A 16,311-nucleotide genomic window follows, 5' to 3' on the forward strand; every position below is an offset into this window, starting at 1 on the left:
GCGATCTCCCGCCCGGGTCCTCCGCCCCCGGGGGCTGTCGCCGGGGTTACTCGTCGTCCTCGTCGTCGAGGCGGGCCAGCCAGGTGGCGAAGCGCTCGACGGGGGTCTCGAACTCGGGGTTGAGGTCGACGAAGTCGCGCAGGCGCTCGCCGAGCCACTCCAGGGTGACCTGCTCGTCGCCCCGGCGCTCGACCAGTTCCTCGATGCCGCGGTCGGTGAAGTACATGGTTCGTCCTCATGGTGTCGTCCGGCGTGCGGCCGGTCGGTGGGTGGGCCCGACGCGAGGCGGGGCAGAGCCGTCATGGTGACGGCTCTGCCCCGCTGCTCGGCGGTGCGGTCAGGTCACGGGCGGGGCAGCGCCGCCTCGATCAGGGCGTTCTGCTCCACCTCGTGCATCTTGGCGGAGCCGACGGCCGGCGCGGCGGCCGCCGGGCGGGAGATGCGGCGCAGCCGGACGTCCGCCAGGTGCTCGAGCAGGTTGAGCGCGACGAACGACCAGGCACCCTGGTTGGCCGGCTCCTCCTGCACCCAGGCGAAGTCCTCCGCGTTCGGGTACTCCGCCAGGGCGGCGCGGACCTCCTCGACCGGCATCGGGTAGAGCTGCTCCAGCCGGATGATCGCGGTGTCGGTGATGCCGCGCTCCTGCCGGGCCTGGAGCAGGTCGTAGTAGACCTTGCCCGAGCAGAGCAGCACCCGCTTCACCGCCTCCGGCGCCGGGGCGGCCGAGTCGCGCAGCACCGGCTGGAAGGTGCCGGTGGTGAAGTCCTCGACCGACGAGACGCAGAGCTTGTGCCGCAGCAGCGACTTCGGCGTGAACACCACCAGCGGCTTGCGCTTCGGCGAGAGGGCCTGGCGGCGCAGCAGGTGGAAGTAGTTCGCCGGGGTGGTCGGGATGGCCACCCGCATGTTGTCCTCGGCGCACATCTGCAGGAACCGCTCCGGCCGGCCGGAGGTGTGGTCCGGGCCCTGACCCTCGTGGCCGTGCGGCAGCAGCAGGGTCACCGCGGAGCGCTGGCCCCACTTCACCTCGCCGGAGGAGATGAACTCGTCGATCACCGACTGGGCGCCGTTGACGAAGTCGCCGAACTGGGCCTCCCAGCAGACCAGCGCGTTGACGTTCTCCACCGAGTAGCCGTACTCGAAGCCCATCGCGGCGTACTCGCTGAGCAGCGAGTCGTGCACGAAGAACCGGGAGCGCTCACCGTCGCCGGTCAGCGACTGGAGCGGGAGGTAGTCCTTGCCGGTCCGCGCGTCCAGGATCGAGGCGTGCCGCTGGACGAAGGTGCCCCGGCGGGAGTCCTGCCCGGCGAGCCGGACGGTGACCCCGTCGTGCAGCAACGCGCCGAACGCGATGATCTCGCCGAAGCCCCAGTCGATGTTGCCCTCGACGGACATCTTGGCCCGCCGGTCGAGCAGCTGCTGGATCCGCTTGTGCGGGGTGAAGCCCTCCGGCAGGTTGACGTGCGCCTCGCCGATCGCCTTGACCACGGCGGCGTCGGTCGCGGTGTCCACCTGCGGCTCCGGCTCGTCCTCGCGCTTCGGGCGGCCGAGGTGGCGTGGCGTGGTGGCCGCGTCGCGGGTGGCCTTGAAGACCCGCTCCAGCTGCGCCTGGTAGTCGCGCAGCAGCTCCTCCGCGTCCTCGACGGTGATGTCGCCCCGGCCGATCAGCTCCTCGGTGTAGAGCTTGCGGACCGAGCGCTTCGAGTCGATGATCTTGTACATCTGCGGGTTGGACATCGACGGGTCGTCGCCCTCGTTGTGCCCGCGCCGCCGGTAGCAGACCATGTCGATCACGACGTCCTTGTTGAACGCCTGGCGGTACTCGAAGGCCAGCCGGGCCACCCGGACCACGGCCTCGGGGTCGTCGCCGTTGACGTGGAAGATCGGCGCCTGGATCATCCGGGCCACGTCGGTGCTGTAGAGGCTGGACCGGGAGTACTCCGGCGCGGTGGTGAAGCCGACCTGGTTGTTGACCACCACGTGCACCGTGCCGCCGGTGCGGTAGCCGCGCAGCTGGGACAGGTTGAGCGTCTCGGCCACCACGCCCTGGCCGGCGAAGGCGGCGTCACCGTGCACCGCCAGCGGCAGCACGGTGTAGCCCTCCAGCTTGAGGTCGATCCGGTCCTGCTTGGCCCGGACGATGCCCTCCAGCACCGGGTCGACGGCCTCCAGGTGCGACGGGTTCGCCACCACCGAGACCTTGACCGAGTGCTCGCCGCCGGGGGTGGTGAACTTGCCGTTCTGGCCGAGGTGGTACTTCACGTCGCCCGAGCCCTGGGTGGAGCGCGGGTCCAGGTGCCCCTCGAACTCGGAGAAGATCTTCTCGTACGGCTTGCCGACGATGTTGGCCAGCACGTTGAGCCGGCCGCGGTGGGCCATGCCGATGACGACCTCGTCGAGCCCGCCCTCGGCGGACGCCTCCAGCACCTCGCCGAGCAGCGGGATCAGCGACTCGCCGCCCTCCAGCGAGAAGCGCTTCTGGCCGACGTACTTGGTCTGCAGGAAGGTCTCGAACGCCTCGGCGGCGTTGAGCCGGTTGAGCACGTGCTTCTGCTCTTCGGGGGAGGGCTTCTCGTACTTGCGCTCGACCCGCTCCTGGATCCAGCGCCGCTCCTCCGGGTCCTGGATGTGCATGTACTCGATGCCGACCCGGCGGCAGTACGAGTCGCGGAGCACGCCGAGGATCTCGCGCAGCTTCATCCGCTGCTTGCCGGCGAAGCCGTTGACCGGGAAGGTCCGGTCCAGGTCCCACAGGGTCAGCCCGTGCTGGAGCACGTCCAGGTCGGGGTGCTTGCGGATCTTGAACTCGAGCGGGTCGGTGTCGGCCATCAGGTGCCCGCGCACCCGGTAGGCGTGGATCAGCTCGTGCACCCGGGCGGTCTTGTTGATCTGACCTTCGCTGTCGACCGCGACGTCGCGCATCCAGCGCACCGGCTCGTACGGGATGCGCAGCGAGGTGAAGATCTCGTCGTAGAAGCCGTGCTCGCCGAGGATCAGCTCGTGCATGGCCTTGAGGAACTCGCCGGACTGCGCGCCCTGGATGATCCGGTGGTCGTACGTGCTGGTCAGCGTGATGACCTTGCTGACCGCCAGCTCGGCCAGGGTGGCCTCGCTCATGCCCTGGTAGGGCGCCGGGTACTCCATCGCGCCGACGCCGATGATCGCGCTCTGCCCCTGCATCAGCCGGGGCATCGAGTGCACGGTGCCGATGCCGCCCGGGTTGGTCAGCGAGATCGTCGTGCCGGCGTAGTCCTCCATGGTCAGCTCGTTGCGGCGGGCCCGCCGGACCACGTCCTCGTACGCCTGCCAGAACTGCCGGAAGTCCATCTGCTCGCAGGCCTTGATGGACGGCACCACCAGGTTGCGGCTGCCGTCCGGCTTGACCAGGTCGATGGCGATGCCCAGGTTGACGTGCTCCGGGCGGACCAGCGCCGGCTTGCCGTCGGCCTCGGCGAAGGAGTTGTTCATCTCCGGGTGCTGGGCCAGCGCCCGGACCAGCGCGTAGCCGATCAGGTGGGTGAAGCTGACCTTGCCGCCGCGCCCGCGGGCGAGGTGGTTGTTGATCACGATGCGGTTGTCGACCAGCAGCTTGGCCGGGACGGCGCGCACGCTGGTGGCGGTGGGCACGCTCAGCGAGGCGTCCATGTTCTGCACGATCCGGGCCGCGACGCCACGCAGCGGGGTGGTCTGCGGGCCGGCGGCGGTGGGCTGGGCCGCCTTGGCCGGAGCCGCCTTCGGCTGGGCCGGCTTCGCCGGGGCGGGCTTGGCCGCGGCCGGCTTCGGCTCGGCCGGCTTGGCGGCCGGCTTCGGCGCCGCCGCCGGCTTCGCCGCGGGCGGCTGGGCGACCTTGGCCGCCGCCTCCGGCTGGCCGTCGGGCTCCGGCCGGACGGCGGGCGTGGTCGGCTGGCCGTCACGCGGCGTGGCGGCGCCCGGCGCCGGCCGGTAGTCGGCGAAGAAGTCGTGCCAGGCCGGGTCGACGCTCTTGGGGTCCGCGAGGAACCGCTGGTACATCTCCTCGACGATCCACTCGTTCGGGCCGAAACCCGCCAGTGGGTTCTCCTGCGAAGTCTGCTGGGTCGACACGGCCGGTAATCGCCTCTTTCACGCGGGTTTGTGTGTCACGCGGTGCCCGGCGACGCCCGCCGATCGGGCGCGCACGAGACGGCTCCCAGGCTACGCCGTACGGATGCCGCAGGCATTTCCGCCTCCGCGGCGTGGTCGGTTTCACAGAAGATGCCAGAAGTTGGGTAAACGCTGCGGGTGCCGACGACTCCTGGTAGCCGCGGGGGTGCTGCCGGCCGGCGGCACCCCCGCGGAACCGCGTCGGTCAGGAGATGTCCCGCCGCCGGGTGATCAGCACCCCGAAGGTGCCGGTGACCACCGCGTAGCCGATCAGCACCAGGGCGCCGACCCACCACGCCGGGGTGAACTCGGACTGGCCCTCCGAGATCATCACCGTGGAGGCCACCGCCGGCCAGATCACCTGCCACTTGACCACGGCCGGGTTGTCCAGCGCGTTCGACAGCAGCAGGAAGAGCAGCCCGATCACCTGGGTGCCGACCAGGTAGAGCACCGCGGCCGTGATCACCGCCCCGAGCTGGTTGGTGATCAGCGTGCCGATGCCGACCCCGAGGATCGTCCAGATCGCGTACGCCAGCAGGTTGAACAGCAGCGCCCGCTGCACCGCCCACTCGCCGAGCATGGCGCCCTGGTCCTGCAGGTTCAGGAAGACCGCGCCGGCGACCAGGTCGATCACGGTCGTCGCCAGCCAGAACAGGAAGCCCAGCAGGCTGGCCGCGACCAGCTTGCCGGCGATCACCGAGGTGCGCCGGGGGGTGGCCAGGAAGGTGGTGGTCGCCGTCTGGTGGAAGAACTCGTTGGTGACCATCAGGATGCCGATCAGCATCACGAACATCAGGCCGAGGTACTGGCCGGAGGTGTAGATGTTCGCCGCCTGCGCCGCGGCGGTCGCCTGGTCGGGGCTGAAGCCCAGGTTCTCGCCGTTGCCCTTGAACACCTCGCTGGCCGCCCAGGCGTTGAACGCGAAGGCCATCGCGATCGCCAGGAACGCGCCGATCGCCAGCCACCACCAGGTGCTGGTGGTACGGATCTTGAGCAGCTCGGATCGGACCAGGTTCATCGGATGTCCGCCTTTCCGGCCGTCAGCTCCAGGAAGACCCGCTCCAGGTCGGGCCGTTCCGTGGTGAGTTCGTGCAGCTCCACGCCGGCGGCCAGGGCGATCCGGCCCACCGTCGGCGCGTCCACCCCGCCGACCAGCAGGGTGCCGTGCTCGTCGACGTCGACCGTGGCCGGCTCCGCCTTCAGCGCCGTGGTCAGCGCCTCGGCCTGCGGGGTGCGGACCCGCACCCGGACGCCCTGCGCCATCGAGCCGATCACCTGGTCGACCGGGCCCTGCCGGACCAGCTGGCCGGCGGCGATGATCACCACGTCGTCGGCCAGCAGCTGCATCTCCGACAGCAGGTGGCTGGAGACCAGCACGGTGCGGCCCTGCTGGGCCAGGCCCTTGAGGAACCCGCGCATCCACCGGATGCCCTCCGGGTCGAGCCCGTTGGCCGGCTCGTCGAGGATCAGCACCCGCGGGTCGCCGAGCATCGCGGCGGCGATGCCCAGGCGCTGCTTCATGCCCAGCGAGTAGCCCTTGAACTTGCGCTTCGCCGCCGGGGTCAGCCCGACCAGGGCCAGCGCCTCGTCGGCCCGGCTCGTCGGCAGCCCGGCCGCCGCGCAGATCACCCGGAGGTGGTTGATCCCGGTCCGGCCCTTGTGCGCGCTGGATGCCTCGAGCACCGCGCCGACGTGCCGCAGCGGGTCGGTCAGGTCGGCGTACCGGCGCCCGCCGATGGTCGCCACGCCGGCGGTGGGGGTGACCAGGTTCAGCAGCATGCGCAGGGTGGTGGTCTTGCCGGCCCCGTTCGGGCCGAGGAAGCCGGTCACCCGCCCCGGCTCGACGGTGAACGACAGGTCGTTGACCGCCGTCACGTTCTTGTACTGCTTCGTCAGGCCGGACACCATGATCTGACCGTCGGTGGGGCTTCGCTGCCCGTCAGTCATTACTCTCCCTCCGTGCGATGGCGTCGGGGTACGCCGTGGCACAGCGTGACGGGCCGGCGCAACAAGGTCAATCAGGCGCGGTCCGTAGTTTCGTCTCCACCCCGGGCAGGAGGCGGGTCATCCTCCGGGACGACCTCAGCCGGTCGGCAGCGCGACCCAGGTGGCCCGGGCCGCGCCGAGCAGTTGCCCGGCCGGGCCGTACAGGCTGGTGTGCACGAGCGCCTTGCGGCCCTCGCCGCCCACGGTCGCGCCGGTCACCACGCACACCTCGCCGGGCGTCGGCAGCGCGTGCACCGTCGCGGCGATCCGGCCCAGCACGTACGGGCGGCCGGGTGCGATCACCGACCAGCCGCCGGGGCAGTCCAGCGCCGCCCACACGGTCGCCGCGTCGACCTCGGCCGGCACCCGGAACGGGGCGGCCGTCCGGCCGTCCGGCAGCCGCCCCGGGAAGATCCGCAACCCGTCCGCCCGCTGCGGCCCACACACGTAGCAGCCGGGGAAGGGGTGGTCGACCAGGCCGGGGTAGCCGGCCGCGGCCGCCCGGGCGGCCGGCAGGTCCACCGGCGGCACCACCGCGTCGACCTCCCCGGTCGGGCGGACCTCGGCGACGAGCAGCCCGTCCGGGTCCCGCACCTCGCCGTCGGCCAGGGCCAGCGGGGTCTCCAGCGGCGGCGGCCGGCGCAGCGTCACCTCGACCGGCCCGGGCCCGCCGTACGCCGCCGCGAAGAGCCCGGCGCTCCAGCCGCCGTTGCCCGAGCCGGGCGGCCCGTTGAAGCGCGACTCGATGATCATCAGACACCTCCGGACGGTCGCGGTTCCGGCGTCGTCGCCGGGCGCCCCGGCAGCCTCGCACGGCCGGCGTCCCGGCAGCCCCGCGCCCCGCACCGCGGCGCCGCCACGGGCCGCCGGGCGGCGTTCACCGGATCGACACTCCTGGTCACCGTGACCGGCACCCGGGCCGCCTACACAGTTCCCATGGCTGTCCTGTCCGCCGCTGGCGCACCCCTGACGACCAGCGGTTACACCCTGCTGATCGCCGACGACCCGACCCAGGTCGCGGCCGCGCAACGCCTCCGGCACGAGGTGTTCGCCACCGAACTCGGGGCCACCGTCCCGGGCACCGCCGGCCTGGACGCCGACGACCTCGACCCGTACTGCGACCACCTCGTCGTGCGGCAGGAGCGTACCGGCGAGGTGGTCGGCACGTACCGGCTGCTGCCGCCCGGACGGACCGCCCGCTGGTACGCCGAGGGTGAGTTCGACCTCACCGCGCTCGCCCCGCTGCGGGGCGCTCTGGTCGAGGCGGGCCGCTCCTGCGTGCACCCGGACCACCGGTCCGGCGCCGTGATCAACCTGATGTGGGCCGGCATCACCCGCTACCTGCACCTGCGCGGCTCCCGCTGGCTCGGGGGCTGCGCCTCGGTGCCGGTCGCGGACGGCGGGCGCACCGCGGCCGAGGTCTGGGCCCAGGCGCAGGCCCGGCACCTGGCCCCGCCGCCGCTGCGGGTCCGCCCGCTGCGGTCCTGGTTCGCCGAGCCGGGCGCCCCGACATCGGCCCCGGACGCGGGCGCGGCCGGCCGGCCCCAGGTGCCGCCGCTGCTGCGCGGATACCTCCGGCTGGGCGCCTGGATCTGCGGCGAGCCGGCGTACGACCCGGACTTCGGCGTCGCGGACTTCTACGTGCTGTTCTCCCTGGACCGGATGAACCCGCGCTACCTGCGGCACTTCCTGGCCGGGGCGCAACGGTGAGCGGGCGCGACCTGTTCCGGCCGGTCTCCGGCTGCGGCCCGGACTGCCTGCCGGCGCCGGGTGAGGTCCGGGGCGTGCCGGTCGCCCGCCGGGCCGGCCGGCTGGCCGGGCTGCTCGGGATGCTGGTGCTCGGCGCGGGCCTGGCGGTGCTGCTGCCGCTGCTGCCCGCGCCGGAACGGCGGGCGCTGCTGGGCGGCTGGGCCCGGGGCACCGCCCGGGCGCTCGGGGTGCGCCTCGTGGTCCGGGGCCGGCCGCCCCGGCGGCGCGCGCTACTGGTCGCCAACCACGTGTCCTGGCTGGACGTGCTGGCCGTGCTCGCCGTGGCGCCGGCCCGGCTGCTGGCCAAGCGCGAGGTGCGCGGCTGGCCCCTGCTCGGCTGGCTCGCCCGGGCCGCCGGCACCCTCTTCGTGGACCGTGCCCGCCCCCGTGACCTGCCGGCCACGGTGGACCGGGTGGCGGCCGTGCTGCGGGCGGGCCGGTCCGTGGCGGTTTTCCCGGAGGGGACCACCTGGTGCGGCGCGGCGGCGGGCTGCCGGCCGGCCGGCGGGTTCCGGCCGGCGGTGTTCCAGGCGGCGGTCGACGCCGGCGCGCCGGTGGTGCCGGTGCGGATCGGCTACCGGCACGCGGCGACCGGCGACGCGACGACCGCGCCGGCCTTCCTCGGCGACGAGAACCTGTGGCGGTCGCTGCGCCGGGTGCTGGCCGCCCGGGACCTCGTGCTCACGGTCACCGTGACGGCCGCCCTGCACCCGGCCCCGGGTGCGGACCGTCGGCTGCTGGCCCGGGCCGCGGAGTCGGCCGTGCACCTCCGGCCGGCGGTCGCCCGCCCGGTACCGGCTGGATGGCGCGGTGTGGAGCGGGAGGTGGACCTGGCCGCCTGAGCCGCCACGGCTACTTGTCCTGTCGCGATGTATCGCGTTAGTCTCCTCAGCGTCGGACGCATCGCGCCGCGTTCCGCCGAGGGGAGGAACCATGACCGAGTGGACCGTCGACAGCCCGCAGCGGCTCACCCTGGACGGGCCGGTCACCCAGCTCGACGTCCACCTGGTCAGTGGCCGGCTGAACGTGGTGGCCACCGACGGTCCGGCCCGGCTGGACGTCACCCGGGTCGGCCGCCGGCCGGTCCGGGTGGAGCACCGCGACGGCCGGCTCTCCGTCCGGCAGCAGCGCGGCGACCGGTGGTGGGACCTGCTGTTCCGGGTCGGGCCGCTGGCCCGGCTGCCCCGGGTCGACGTCTCGGTCGCGGTCCCCGCCGACGTGCTCGCCGACCTCAACCTCATCGAGGGCTCGCTGGTCGCCTCGGGCCTGCGCCGGCAGACCCGGGCCGACGTCACCGCCGGCCAGATCACCCTGATGGGGCTGCGCGGCCGGACCGCCGCGAAGATCGTGTCGGGTCCGGTGGAGGCGCTCGGGGTGACCGGCGACCTCGACGTGGAGACGGTCTCCGGCGAGGTGATCCTCGCCGACAGCGCCGCCGGCCAGGTCCGCGCGCAGACCGTCTCCGGGGCCATCACCTGCGACTTCGACAACCCGCGGCGGAGCGACATCCGGCTGAGCACGATCTCCGGCAGCATCACCGTCCGGGTCCGGGAGGACAGCGACCTCGCCGTCCGGCTGCACACCTCGTCCGGGCGGATCACCAGCGGCTTCCCGGCGGTGCGCGGCAACGCCGCGCTCGGCGCGGTGTTCGACAGCGAGGGGGTGCTCGGCACCGGCGAGGGTAGGCTCTCGGCGTCCGCCACGTCGGGCAGCATCGCGCTGCTCGCCCGCCCGGTGGACGACGACGAGGAGGAGCTGCCGTGACCGCCGTGTTCAGTCACGGGCGGCTCCGGCTCTACCTGCTCAAGCTCCTCGACGACGGCCCGAAGCACGGCTATGAGCTGATCCGGCTGCTGGAGGAGCGCTTCCTCGGCCTGTACGCGCCCAGCGCCGGCACCATCTACCCCCGGCTCCAGCGGCTGGAGGCCGACGGCCGGGTCAGCCACACCGCCGCCGGCGGCCGCAAGGTCTACGAGATCACCGACGCCGGGCGGGCCGAGCTGCGCCAGCGGGCCGGCGAACTGGCCGCCCTGGAATCGGACATCGTCGCCTCGGTGGAGGATCTCTCCACCCTGGCCGGGGAGATCCGCAGCGAGGTGAGCGGGTCGGTCCGCGATCTCAAGCGGGAACTGCGCGAGGCGACCCGGCAGACCCGGCGCGGCCGGTGGGGGCCGCCGGCTCCCGCGCCCGCCGCCACCGGGCCGCGGCCCGGGCCGGAGCCGGCCGCCCAGGCCGAGTTCGACCAGCGGCTGGCCGCCTTCACCGGCGAGGTGGCCGCGCTGGTGCGGGCCCGCCGGCTCAGCGACGCCCAGCTCCGCACGGCGATCCGGCTGCTCGACGGTGCCCTGGACGGGCTGCGCCGGCTGCTGCGCTGACCCGCCGGCGGTCACCCGCCCGTCCGGGGCGGCCGGCTCACAGGATTTTTCCAGCGAGCGCCCAGCCCGGACGCAGCGAAAACGCGGATGATGGGCACATGCCCGCTACCCAGACCGAGGCGCGCCTGCTCGTCGTCGAGGACGATCCCAACATCCTCGAGCTGCTCTCCGCGAGCCTGCGGTTCGCGGGCTTCGACGTGGCCACCGCGACCAGCGGCAGCGCCGCGCTGAGCGCCGCGAAGGACCACCGGCCCGACCTGGTGGTGCTCGACGTGATGCTGCCCGACCTGGACGGCTTCGAGGTGATCCGGATGCTGCGCGAGGGCGGCACCCGCACCCCGGTGGTCTTCCTGACCGCCCGGGACGCCACCGACGACAAGATCCGCGGGCTCACCCTGGGCGGCGACGACTACGTCACCAAGCCGTTCAGCCTGGAGGAGCTGACCGCCCGGATCCGGGCCGTGCTCCGGCGTACCAGCACCGGCGAGCAGGCCCCGTCCCGGCTCACCTTCGCCGACCTGGAGCTGGACGAGGAGACCCACGAGGTGCATCGGGCCGGCCAGCGGGTGCAGCTCTCGCCGACCGAGTTCAAGCTGCTGCGCTACCTGATGCTCAACGCCAACCGGGTGCTGTCCAAGGCGCAGATCCTCGACCACGTGTGGAACTACGACTTCCGGGGCGACGACAACATCGTCGAGTCCTACATCTCGTACCTCCGCCGCAAGGTGGACAACACCCAGCCCCGGCTGATCCACACCCTGCGGGGTGTCGGTTACGTGCTGCGCAAGCCGGCGGCGTGAACCCGTACCAGCAGGCGAAGGTAAGGCTCCGAGGCGTCCCGCTCCGGGTCAAGCTGGTCACCTCCGTCCTCGCCCTGGTGGCGCTCGCGCTGCTGGTGATCAGCTCGCTGACCGCCTTCTTCCTCCGCAGCTACCTGGTCGACCAGGTCGACGGCGAGCTGCGGGGCGGCACGGCCGGGGTGGCGCAGGCGCTCGAACGGGCCCGGCGGGAGGGGAACGAGATCTCGGTCGGCATCCCCAGCGACTACGTGGCCGCGCAGGCGTTTCCGCCGGCCAGCGTCGATCCGACCGCGTACTACTCGGGGCTGCGCCCCGGGGAACTGCCCCCGATGCCCACCAGCTACCAGGGGTTCGCCGAGGAGGTCGGCGAACCGTTCACCGTCCGGTCCGTCGACGGCCACACCCGCTGGCGGATGCTCTACACCCAGCTGGACAACGGCCGGATCCTGGCGTTCGGCCAGCACCTCACCGACGTCGACCGGGCGGTCACCCGGCTGGTCTGGATCGACGTCCTGGTCGGCGGGGCGGTGCTGATCCTGCTCGCCTCGATCGGCGCGGCGATCGTCCGGACCAGCCTCAAGCCACTGGTGGAGATGGAGCAGACCGCCGCCGCCATCGCCGGCGGTGACCTCACCCGGCGGGTGCCCGACCCGGAGGAGGGCCAGCCCTGCCCGACCTCCGAGCTGGGCCGGCTGTCCCGCGCGCTGAACGCGATGCTCACCCAGATCGAGGCGGCGTTCACCGCCCGGGCCGCTTCGGAGACCGCCGCCCGCGCCGCCGAGGCCAGCGCCCGGGACGCGGCCGGCGCGGCCCAGGCGTCCGAGGCGCGCGCCCGCCGCTCGGAGGAGCGGATGCGGCAGTTCGTCGCGGACGCCTCGCACGAGTTGCGTACCCCGCTGACCACCATCCGCGGTTTCGCCGAGCTGTACCGGCAGGGCGCGGCCCGCGCCCCGGAGCAGACCGCCGACCTGCTGCGCCGGATCGAGGACGAGGCGGCCCGGATGGGCCTGCTGGTGGAGGACCTGCTGCTGCTCGCCCGGCTGGACCGGGAGCGGCCGCTGTCCCTCGCCCCGGTCGAGCTGCCGGTGCTGGCCAGCGACGCGGTGCAGGCCGCCCGGGTGGTGGACCCGGACCGCCGGATCGAGCTCGAGATCGAACCGGGCTCCGGCCCGCTGGTGGTCTACGGCGACGACGCCCGGCTCCGGCAGATCATCGGCAACCTGATGACGAACGCGCTGACCCACACCCCGTCGGACGCGGCGGTGACCCTGCGGCTGCGGGCCGAGCCGGGCAACCTGGGCGTGGTGGAGGTGGCCGACACCGGCCCCGGTCTCTCCCCGGAGCAGGCGGAACGCGTCTTCGAGCGCTTCTACCGGGCGGACGCCGCGCGTACCCGGCGGGCCGGCGGCAACACCGGCACCGGGCTCGGCCTGGCCATCGTCGCCGCGCTGGTGAGCGCCCACCACGGCACGGTGGAGGTGGCCGAGACCCCGGGCGGGGGAGCCACCTTCCGGGTCCGGCTGCCGCTGGTGCCCGACGCGGAGGCTGACGGCGAATGACTTTCAGCGAACCTTCAGGCCGGTTCCAGGCTGGTCGCAGAGCCCCGGGGCAAGGTGGAGCCATGACCGAGTACGAGTCCGACCCGCAGCGCCGGCCGGCCCCCACCGACGCCGAGCCGTCGCACCCCACCGCCGAGCTGCCGCACGTCGAGCGCGCGCAGTCCGACTCCCCGACCACCGAGGCCGGCGCCGCGCCGGCCGTCGAGCAGCCCACCGCCGCGACCGCGGCCACGACGAACGCCGGCGGCTCGACCGGCCCGGCCCCGGGTGACCCGGGCACCGCCGAGCCGACCCGGACCGACGCCGACGCCGCGGCCCGTACCCCGGAACCGGCCGGCGCCCCCAGCCCGCCCGTCGGCGCTCCGGCCACCGAGCCGACAGTGCCGCTGGGGACCGTGCCCGCCGGCCAGCCGGCCGCGGCCACCCCGTCCGCCCCGCCCTACCCGGTCTCCGGTCACCCGCAGGCCGGCGGCTACCCCTACCCGGGCGGGCCCGGCCAGCCGCAGGGCGGCTACCCGGGCGGCCCCTGGTACTCCGGGCAGCACTCCGGCTGGGCCGGCGGGGGGCAGCCGGGCGCGACCGGTCCGGTCTTCCCGCAGCAGCAGCCGGCCCCGGCCTGGGCCCCGGCGCCCCCCGCGCCGCGCCCCGGCCGGATCGCCAAGTTCGCCGGCGCGGGCGTCGCGGTGCTGGCGCTGATGCTCGGCTCCGGCGTCGCCGGCGGCGCCCTCGCGCTCGCCGTGGACGGCGACTCGGGCGGGATCACCCGCACCTACTCCGCCGCACCGGTGATCAACGGCGCCGACCTGCCGCGGATCGCCGCCTCGGTGCAGGACAGCGTCGTCTCGATCAACACCGACAGCGGCGAGGGCTCCGGCGTGATCCTCAGCGCCGACGGCTACGTGCTCACCAACAACCACGTGGTCGCCGCGGCCGGCGGAAACAGCGTCCGGGTGGTCTTCGCCGACGGCAAGAGCGCCCAGGCCCGGATCGTCGGCACCGACCCGAAGACCGACCTGGCCGTGGTGAAGGCCTCCGGGGTCAGCGGCCTGAAGCCGGCCACCTTGGGCGACAGCGATGCCATGCAGGTCGGCGACCAGGTGCTCGCCCTGGGCAGCCCGCTGGGGCTGCAGGGCTCGGTGACGGCCGGCATCCTCAGCGCCCGGGACCGCACCATCCAGGCCGGCAGCGCCGAGCAGCGGCAGGACCCGAGCCAGGGGGCCAGCTCGATCTCCGGGCTGCTGCAGACCGACGCGCCGATCAACCCGGGCAACTCCGGCGGCGCGCTGGTCAACACCCGCGGCGAGGTGATCGGCATCAACACCGCGATCGCCACCGCCGGGCAGGGCAGCGGCAACATCGGGGTGGGCTTCGCCATCCCGAGCAACAAGGCCAAGGACGTGGCCGGCAAGCTCCAGCGCGGCGAGAAGGTCAGCCACCCGTCGCTGGGCGTGAGCGTCAACGCCGCCCCGGACGGTGGCGCGCTGGTCGCCTCGGTCACCCCGGGCAGCGCCGCCGAGAAGGCCGGCCTGCAGCGCGGCGACGTGATCACCCGGTTCGGCGACAAGGTGATCAACGACTCCAACGATCTGGTCGGCGCCGTGCAGGCCGGCCGGGTCGGGGACCGGGTCGAGGTGACGTACCAGCGAAACGGATCCGAATCGACGGCAACCGTGACGCTCGCCGAAGCGTCCTAATCCGTACCGAGCCTGCCTCCTCCTTTTCCGGGTGGTTCACCCGGACCGGGTGAACCACCGTCACCCGCCCCGCGGGCACCGTCGGCAGGAGACCCGGCAGTGGGAGGGTGCGATGACCACGGCAGCGACCGTCCGGACCGACGCGCAGATCCAGCGGGACGTGCTCGAGGAACTGGCCTGGGACGTCCGGGTGCAGCCGAACGAGGTCGGCGTGACCGTGCATGACGGCGTGGTGACGCTCACCGGCTGGGTGGACAGCACCGCGGCGAAGTGGGCGGCCGAGCGCTGCGCGCAGCGCGTCCGCGGGGTGCGGGTGGTGGCCGACGACGTCGAGGTCCGGTTGCCCGGTTCGGCCGAGCGGACCGACGAGGACATCGCGATCGCGGTCAGCCGGGCGCTGGAGTGGGACAGCTTCGTCCCGGCCGAGCGGCTGGACGTCACCGTCGCCAACGGCTGGGTGATGCTCCGTGGCGAGGTGGAGTTCGGCTGGCAGCGGCGCACCGCGGAGCACGAGGTGCGGCGGCTGCGGGGTGTCCGCGGCGTGACCAACCTGGTCGACGTGCGGCCCCCCGCCCGCCCGGACGGCGAGCGCACCCGACGGGACATCCAGCGGGCGTTGGCGCGGGGGATCGGCACCGAGCGGGTGACCGTCACGGTGGACGGCGACACGGTCACCCTCGAGGGCGTGGTCCGCTCCTGGTGGGAACGGGATCAGGCGGAACGGACGGCGTGGTCCGCCGAGGGCGTGGGGGCGGTGCGCGTCCACCTCCTGGTGGGCGGTTGAGCGCCCGGTTTAGCCGGGTCGCCGCCGGGAAAGCGCCGCCGATCCTGAGCGGGCGGGTCGGGACGGACGCCGGCCGGCGGACCGCCCGCCCACCGACGCGACGGACGGGGGAGGACTCGTGGCCGTGAACGACCTGCCGGGCGACCGCTCGCCGGCGCGGCCGCTGCGGATCGCCATGGTGGTCCCGCCGTGGCTGTCGGTGCCCCCGCCTGGGTACGGCGGCCTGGAACAGGTGGTCGCGGTGCTGGTGGACGCGCTGGTCGCCCGCGGGCACGCGGTGACCCTGTTCGGCGCCGGGGGGGAGCACGGCACCGCCGCCGACGTCGTCCCGACCGGTCCGGACCTGCAGTACGAGCGGCTCGGCGAGGCGCTGCCCGAGCTGGCCCACCTGGCCCGGGTCAACCAGCTGATCAGCGCCGACGACTTCGACGTCATCCACGACCACACCACCATCGGCCCGCTGGTCGCCGGCCGCCGGGCGGTGCCCACGGTGGCGACCGTGCACGGCAACCCGGTGGGCGAGTACGGCACCGTGCTCAGCGACACCGACCAGGGCGTGGGGCTGGTGGCCATCTCGCACGCCCAGCGCCGGCTGAATCCCCGGCTGCCCTGGGTCGGCACCGTGCACAACGCGATGGACCTGCGGGGCGTGCCGCGCAAGACCAGGCCCGCCACCGGGCCGGTGCTCTGGCTGGCCCGGTTCAGCCCGGACAAGGGGCCGGACGCGGCGATCCGGGCCTGCCGCGCGGCCGGCCTGCCGCTGGTGCTCGCCGGCAAGTGCAACGAGCCGCCGGAACGCCGGTACTACGAGGAGGTGGTCCGGCCGATGCTCGGCGAGGACGTCACAGTGGTGCTCGACGCCGACCGGGACGCCGCGCTGCGGATGCTGGTCGACGCCCGTTGCCTGATCATGCCGATCCAGTGGGAGGAGCCGTTCGGCATGGTGATGGTGGAGGCGATGGCGACCGGCACGCCGGTGGTGGCGCTGAACCGCGGCGCGGTGCCCGAGCTGGTCCGGCAGGGGGTGACCGGCCTGGTCTGCGACCGGGCCGAGGAGCTACCGGACGCGTTGCGCGAGGCGCAGCGCCTCGACCCGGCCGACTGCGTGGCGCACGTCGCGGAGAACTTCTCCACCGAGCGGATCGCGATCGGCTACGAGGACGTCTACCGGCGGTTCGTCGCCGGAGCGGTGCCGTACCTGGGCATCCGCGAGCCGGTCCGGGCCGCGCCGCGCTGAGCACC

General features: G+C 73.8%; 14 protein-coding genes. 9 read left to right on the forward strand and 5 right to left on the reverse strand.

Annotated elements, in window-relative coordinates:
• Window positions 1-46 precede the first annotated feature (46 nt).
• From ACVCAH_RS03555 to ACVCAH_RS03575, 5 genes are all read right to left on the reverse strand, one after another.
• Window positions 47-226, reverse strand: a complete 180-nt coding sequence (locus ACVCAH_RS03555) for a DUF6104 family protein (RefSeq protein WP_447134579.1) — start codon at window positions 224-226, stop codon at window positions 47-49.
• A 116-nt stretch (window positions 227-342) separates the two neighbouring features.
• Complete coding sequence (locus tag ACVCAH_RS03560) at window positions 343-4,083, reverse strand: multifunctional oxoglutarate decarboxylase/oxoglutarate dehydrogenase thiamine pyrophosphate-binding subunit/dihydrolipoyllysine-residue succinyltransferase subunit (protein WP_447134580.1); 3,741 nt, start codon at window positions 4,081-4,083, stop codon at window positions 343-345.
• A 244-nt stretch (window positions 4,084-4,327) separates the two neighbouring features.
• Window positions 4,328-5,140, reverse strand: a complete 813-nt coding sequence (locus tag ACVCAH_RS03565) for an ABC transporter permease (RefSeq protein ID WP_447134581.1) — start codon at window positions 5,138-5,140, stop codon at window positions 4,328-4,330.
• Complete coding sequence (locus ACVCAH_RS03570; RefSeq protein WP_447134582.1) at window positions 5,137-6,069, reverse strand: ABC transporter ATP-binding protein; 933 nt, start codon at window positions 6,067-6,069, stop codon at window positions 5,137-5,139. The genes ACVCAH_RS03565 and ACVCAH_RS03570 overlap by 4 nt, the downstream gene beginning before the upstream one ends.
• A gap of 135 nt (window positions 6,070-6,204) precedes the next feature.
• The gene (locus tag ACVCAH_RS03575; RefSeq protein WP_447134583.1) at window positions 6,205-6,861 is read right to left on the reverse strand and encodes a hypothetical protein; all 657 of its coding nucleotides are present in this window, start codon (window positions 6,859-6,861) and stop codon (window positions 6,205-6,207) included.
• Between the two features lie 183 nt (window positions 6,862-7,044).
• Between ACVCAH_RS03575 and ACVCAH_RS03580 the strand changes: the two genes are divergently transcribed.
• The 9 genes from ACVCAH_RS03580 (at window position 7,045) to ACVCAH_RS03620 (ending at window position 16,306) form a co-directional block, all read left to right on the forward strand.
• Entirely contained in the window at window positions 7,045-7,818 is a 774-nt protein-coding gene (locus ACVCAH_RS03580; RefSeq protein WP_447134584.1) for a GNAT family N-acetyltransferase, read from the forward strand.
• On the forward strand, window positions 7,815-8,699 hold the full coding sequence (locus tag ACVCAH_RS03585) for a lysophospholipid acyltransferase family protein (RefSeq protein WP_447134585.1): 885 nt from the start codon (window positions 7,815-7,817) through the stop codon (window positions 8,697-8,699). The genes ACVCAH_RS03580 and ACVCAH_RS03585 overlap by 4 nt, the downstream gene beginning before the upstream one ends.
• A 91-nt stretch (window positions 8,700-8,790) precedes the next feature.
• Window positions 8,791-9,621, forward strand: a complete 831-nt coding sequence (locus tag ACVCAH_RS03590; RefSeq protein WP_447134586.1) for a DUF4097 family beta strand repeat-containing protein — start codon at window positions 8,791-8,793, stop codon at window positions 9,619-9,621.
• Complete coding sequence (locus ACVCAH_RS03595; RefSeq protein WP_447134587.1) at window positions 9,618-10,232, forward strand: PadR family transcriptional regulator; 615 nt, start codon at window positions 9,618-9,620, stop codon at window positions 10,230-10,232. The genes ACVCAH_RS03590 and ACVCAH_RS03595 overlap by 4 nt, the downstream gene beginning before the upstream one ends.
• 98 nt (window positions 10,233-10,330) lie before the next feature.
• Complete coding sequence (locus tag ACVCAH_RS03600) at window positions 10,331-11,032, forward strand: response regulator transcription factor (RefSeq protein ID WP_447134588.1); 702 nt, start codon at window positions 10,331-10,333, stop codon at window positions 11,030-11,032.
• A complete protein-coding gene (locus tag ACVCAH_RS03605; RefSeq protein WP_447134589.1) occupies window positions 11,029-12,591 on the forward strand; it encodes a sensor histidine kinase in 1,563 nt (520 codons plus the stop codon). The genes ACVCAH_RS03600 and ACVCAH_RS03605 overlap by 4 nt, the downstream gene beginning before the upstream one ends.
• Window positions 12,592-12,653: 62 nt before the next feature.
• Entirely contained in the window at window positions 12,654-14,285 is a 1,632-nt protein-coding gene (locus ACVCAH_RS03610; RefSeq protein ID WP_447134590.1) for a trypsin-like peptidase domain-containing protein, read from the forward strand.
• A gap of 112 nt (window positions 14,286-14,397) precedes the next feature.
• The gene (locus ACVCAH_RS03615) at window positions 14,398-15,069 is read left to right on the forward strand and encodes a BON domain-containing protein (protein ID WP_447134591.1); all 672 of its coding nucleotides are present in this window, start codon (window positions 14,398-14,400) and stop codon (window positions 15,067-15,069) included.
• A 175-nt stretch (window positions 15,070-15,244) separates the two neighbouring features.
• Entirely contained in the window at window positions 15,245-16,306 is a 1,062-nt protein-coding gene (locus tag ACVCAH_RS03620) for a glycosyltransferase family 4 protein (RefSeq protein ID WP_447134717.1), read from the forward strand.
• The last annotated feature ends 5 nt before the right edge of the window (window positions 16,307-16,311 follow it).

Source organism: Micromonospora sp. LZ34 (assembly GCF_052981855.1).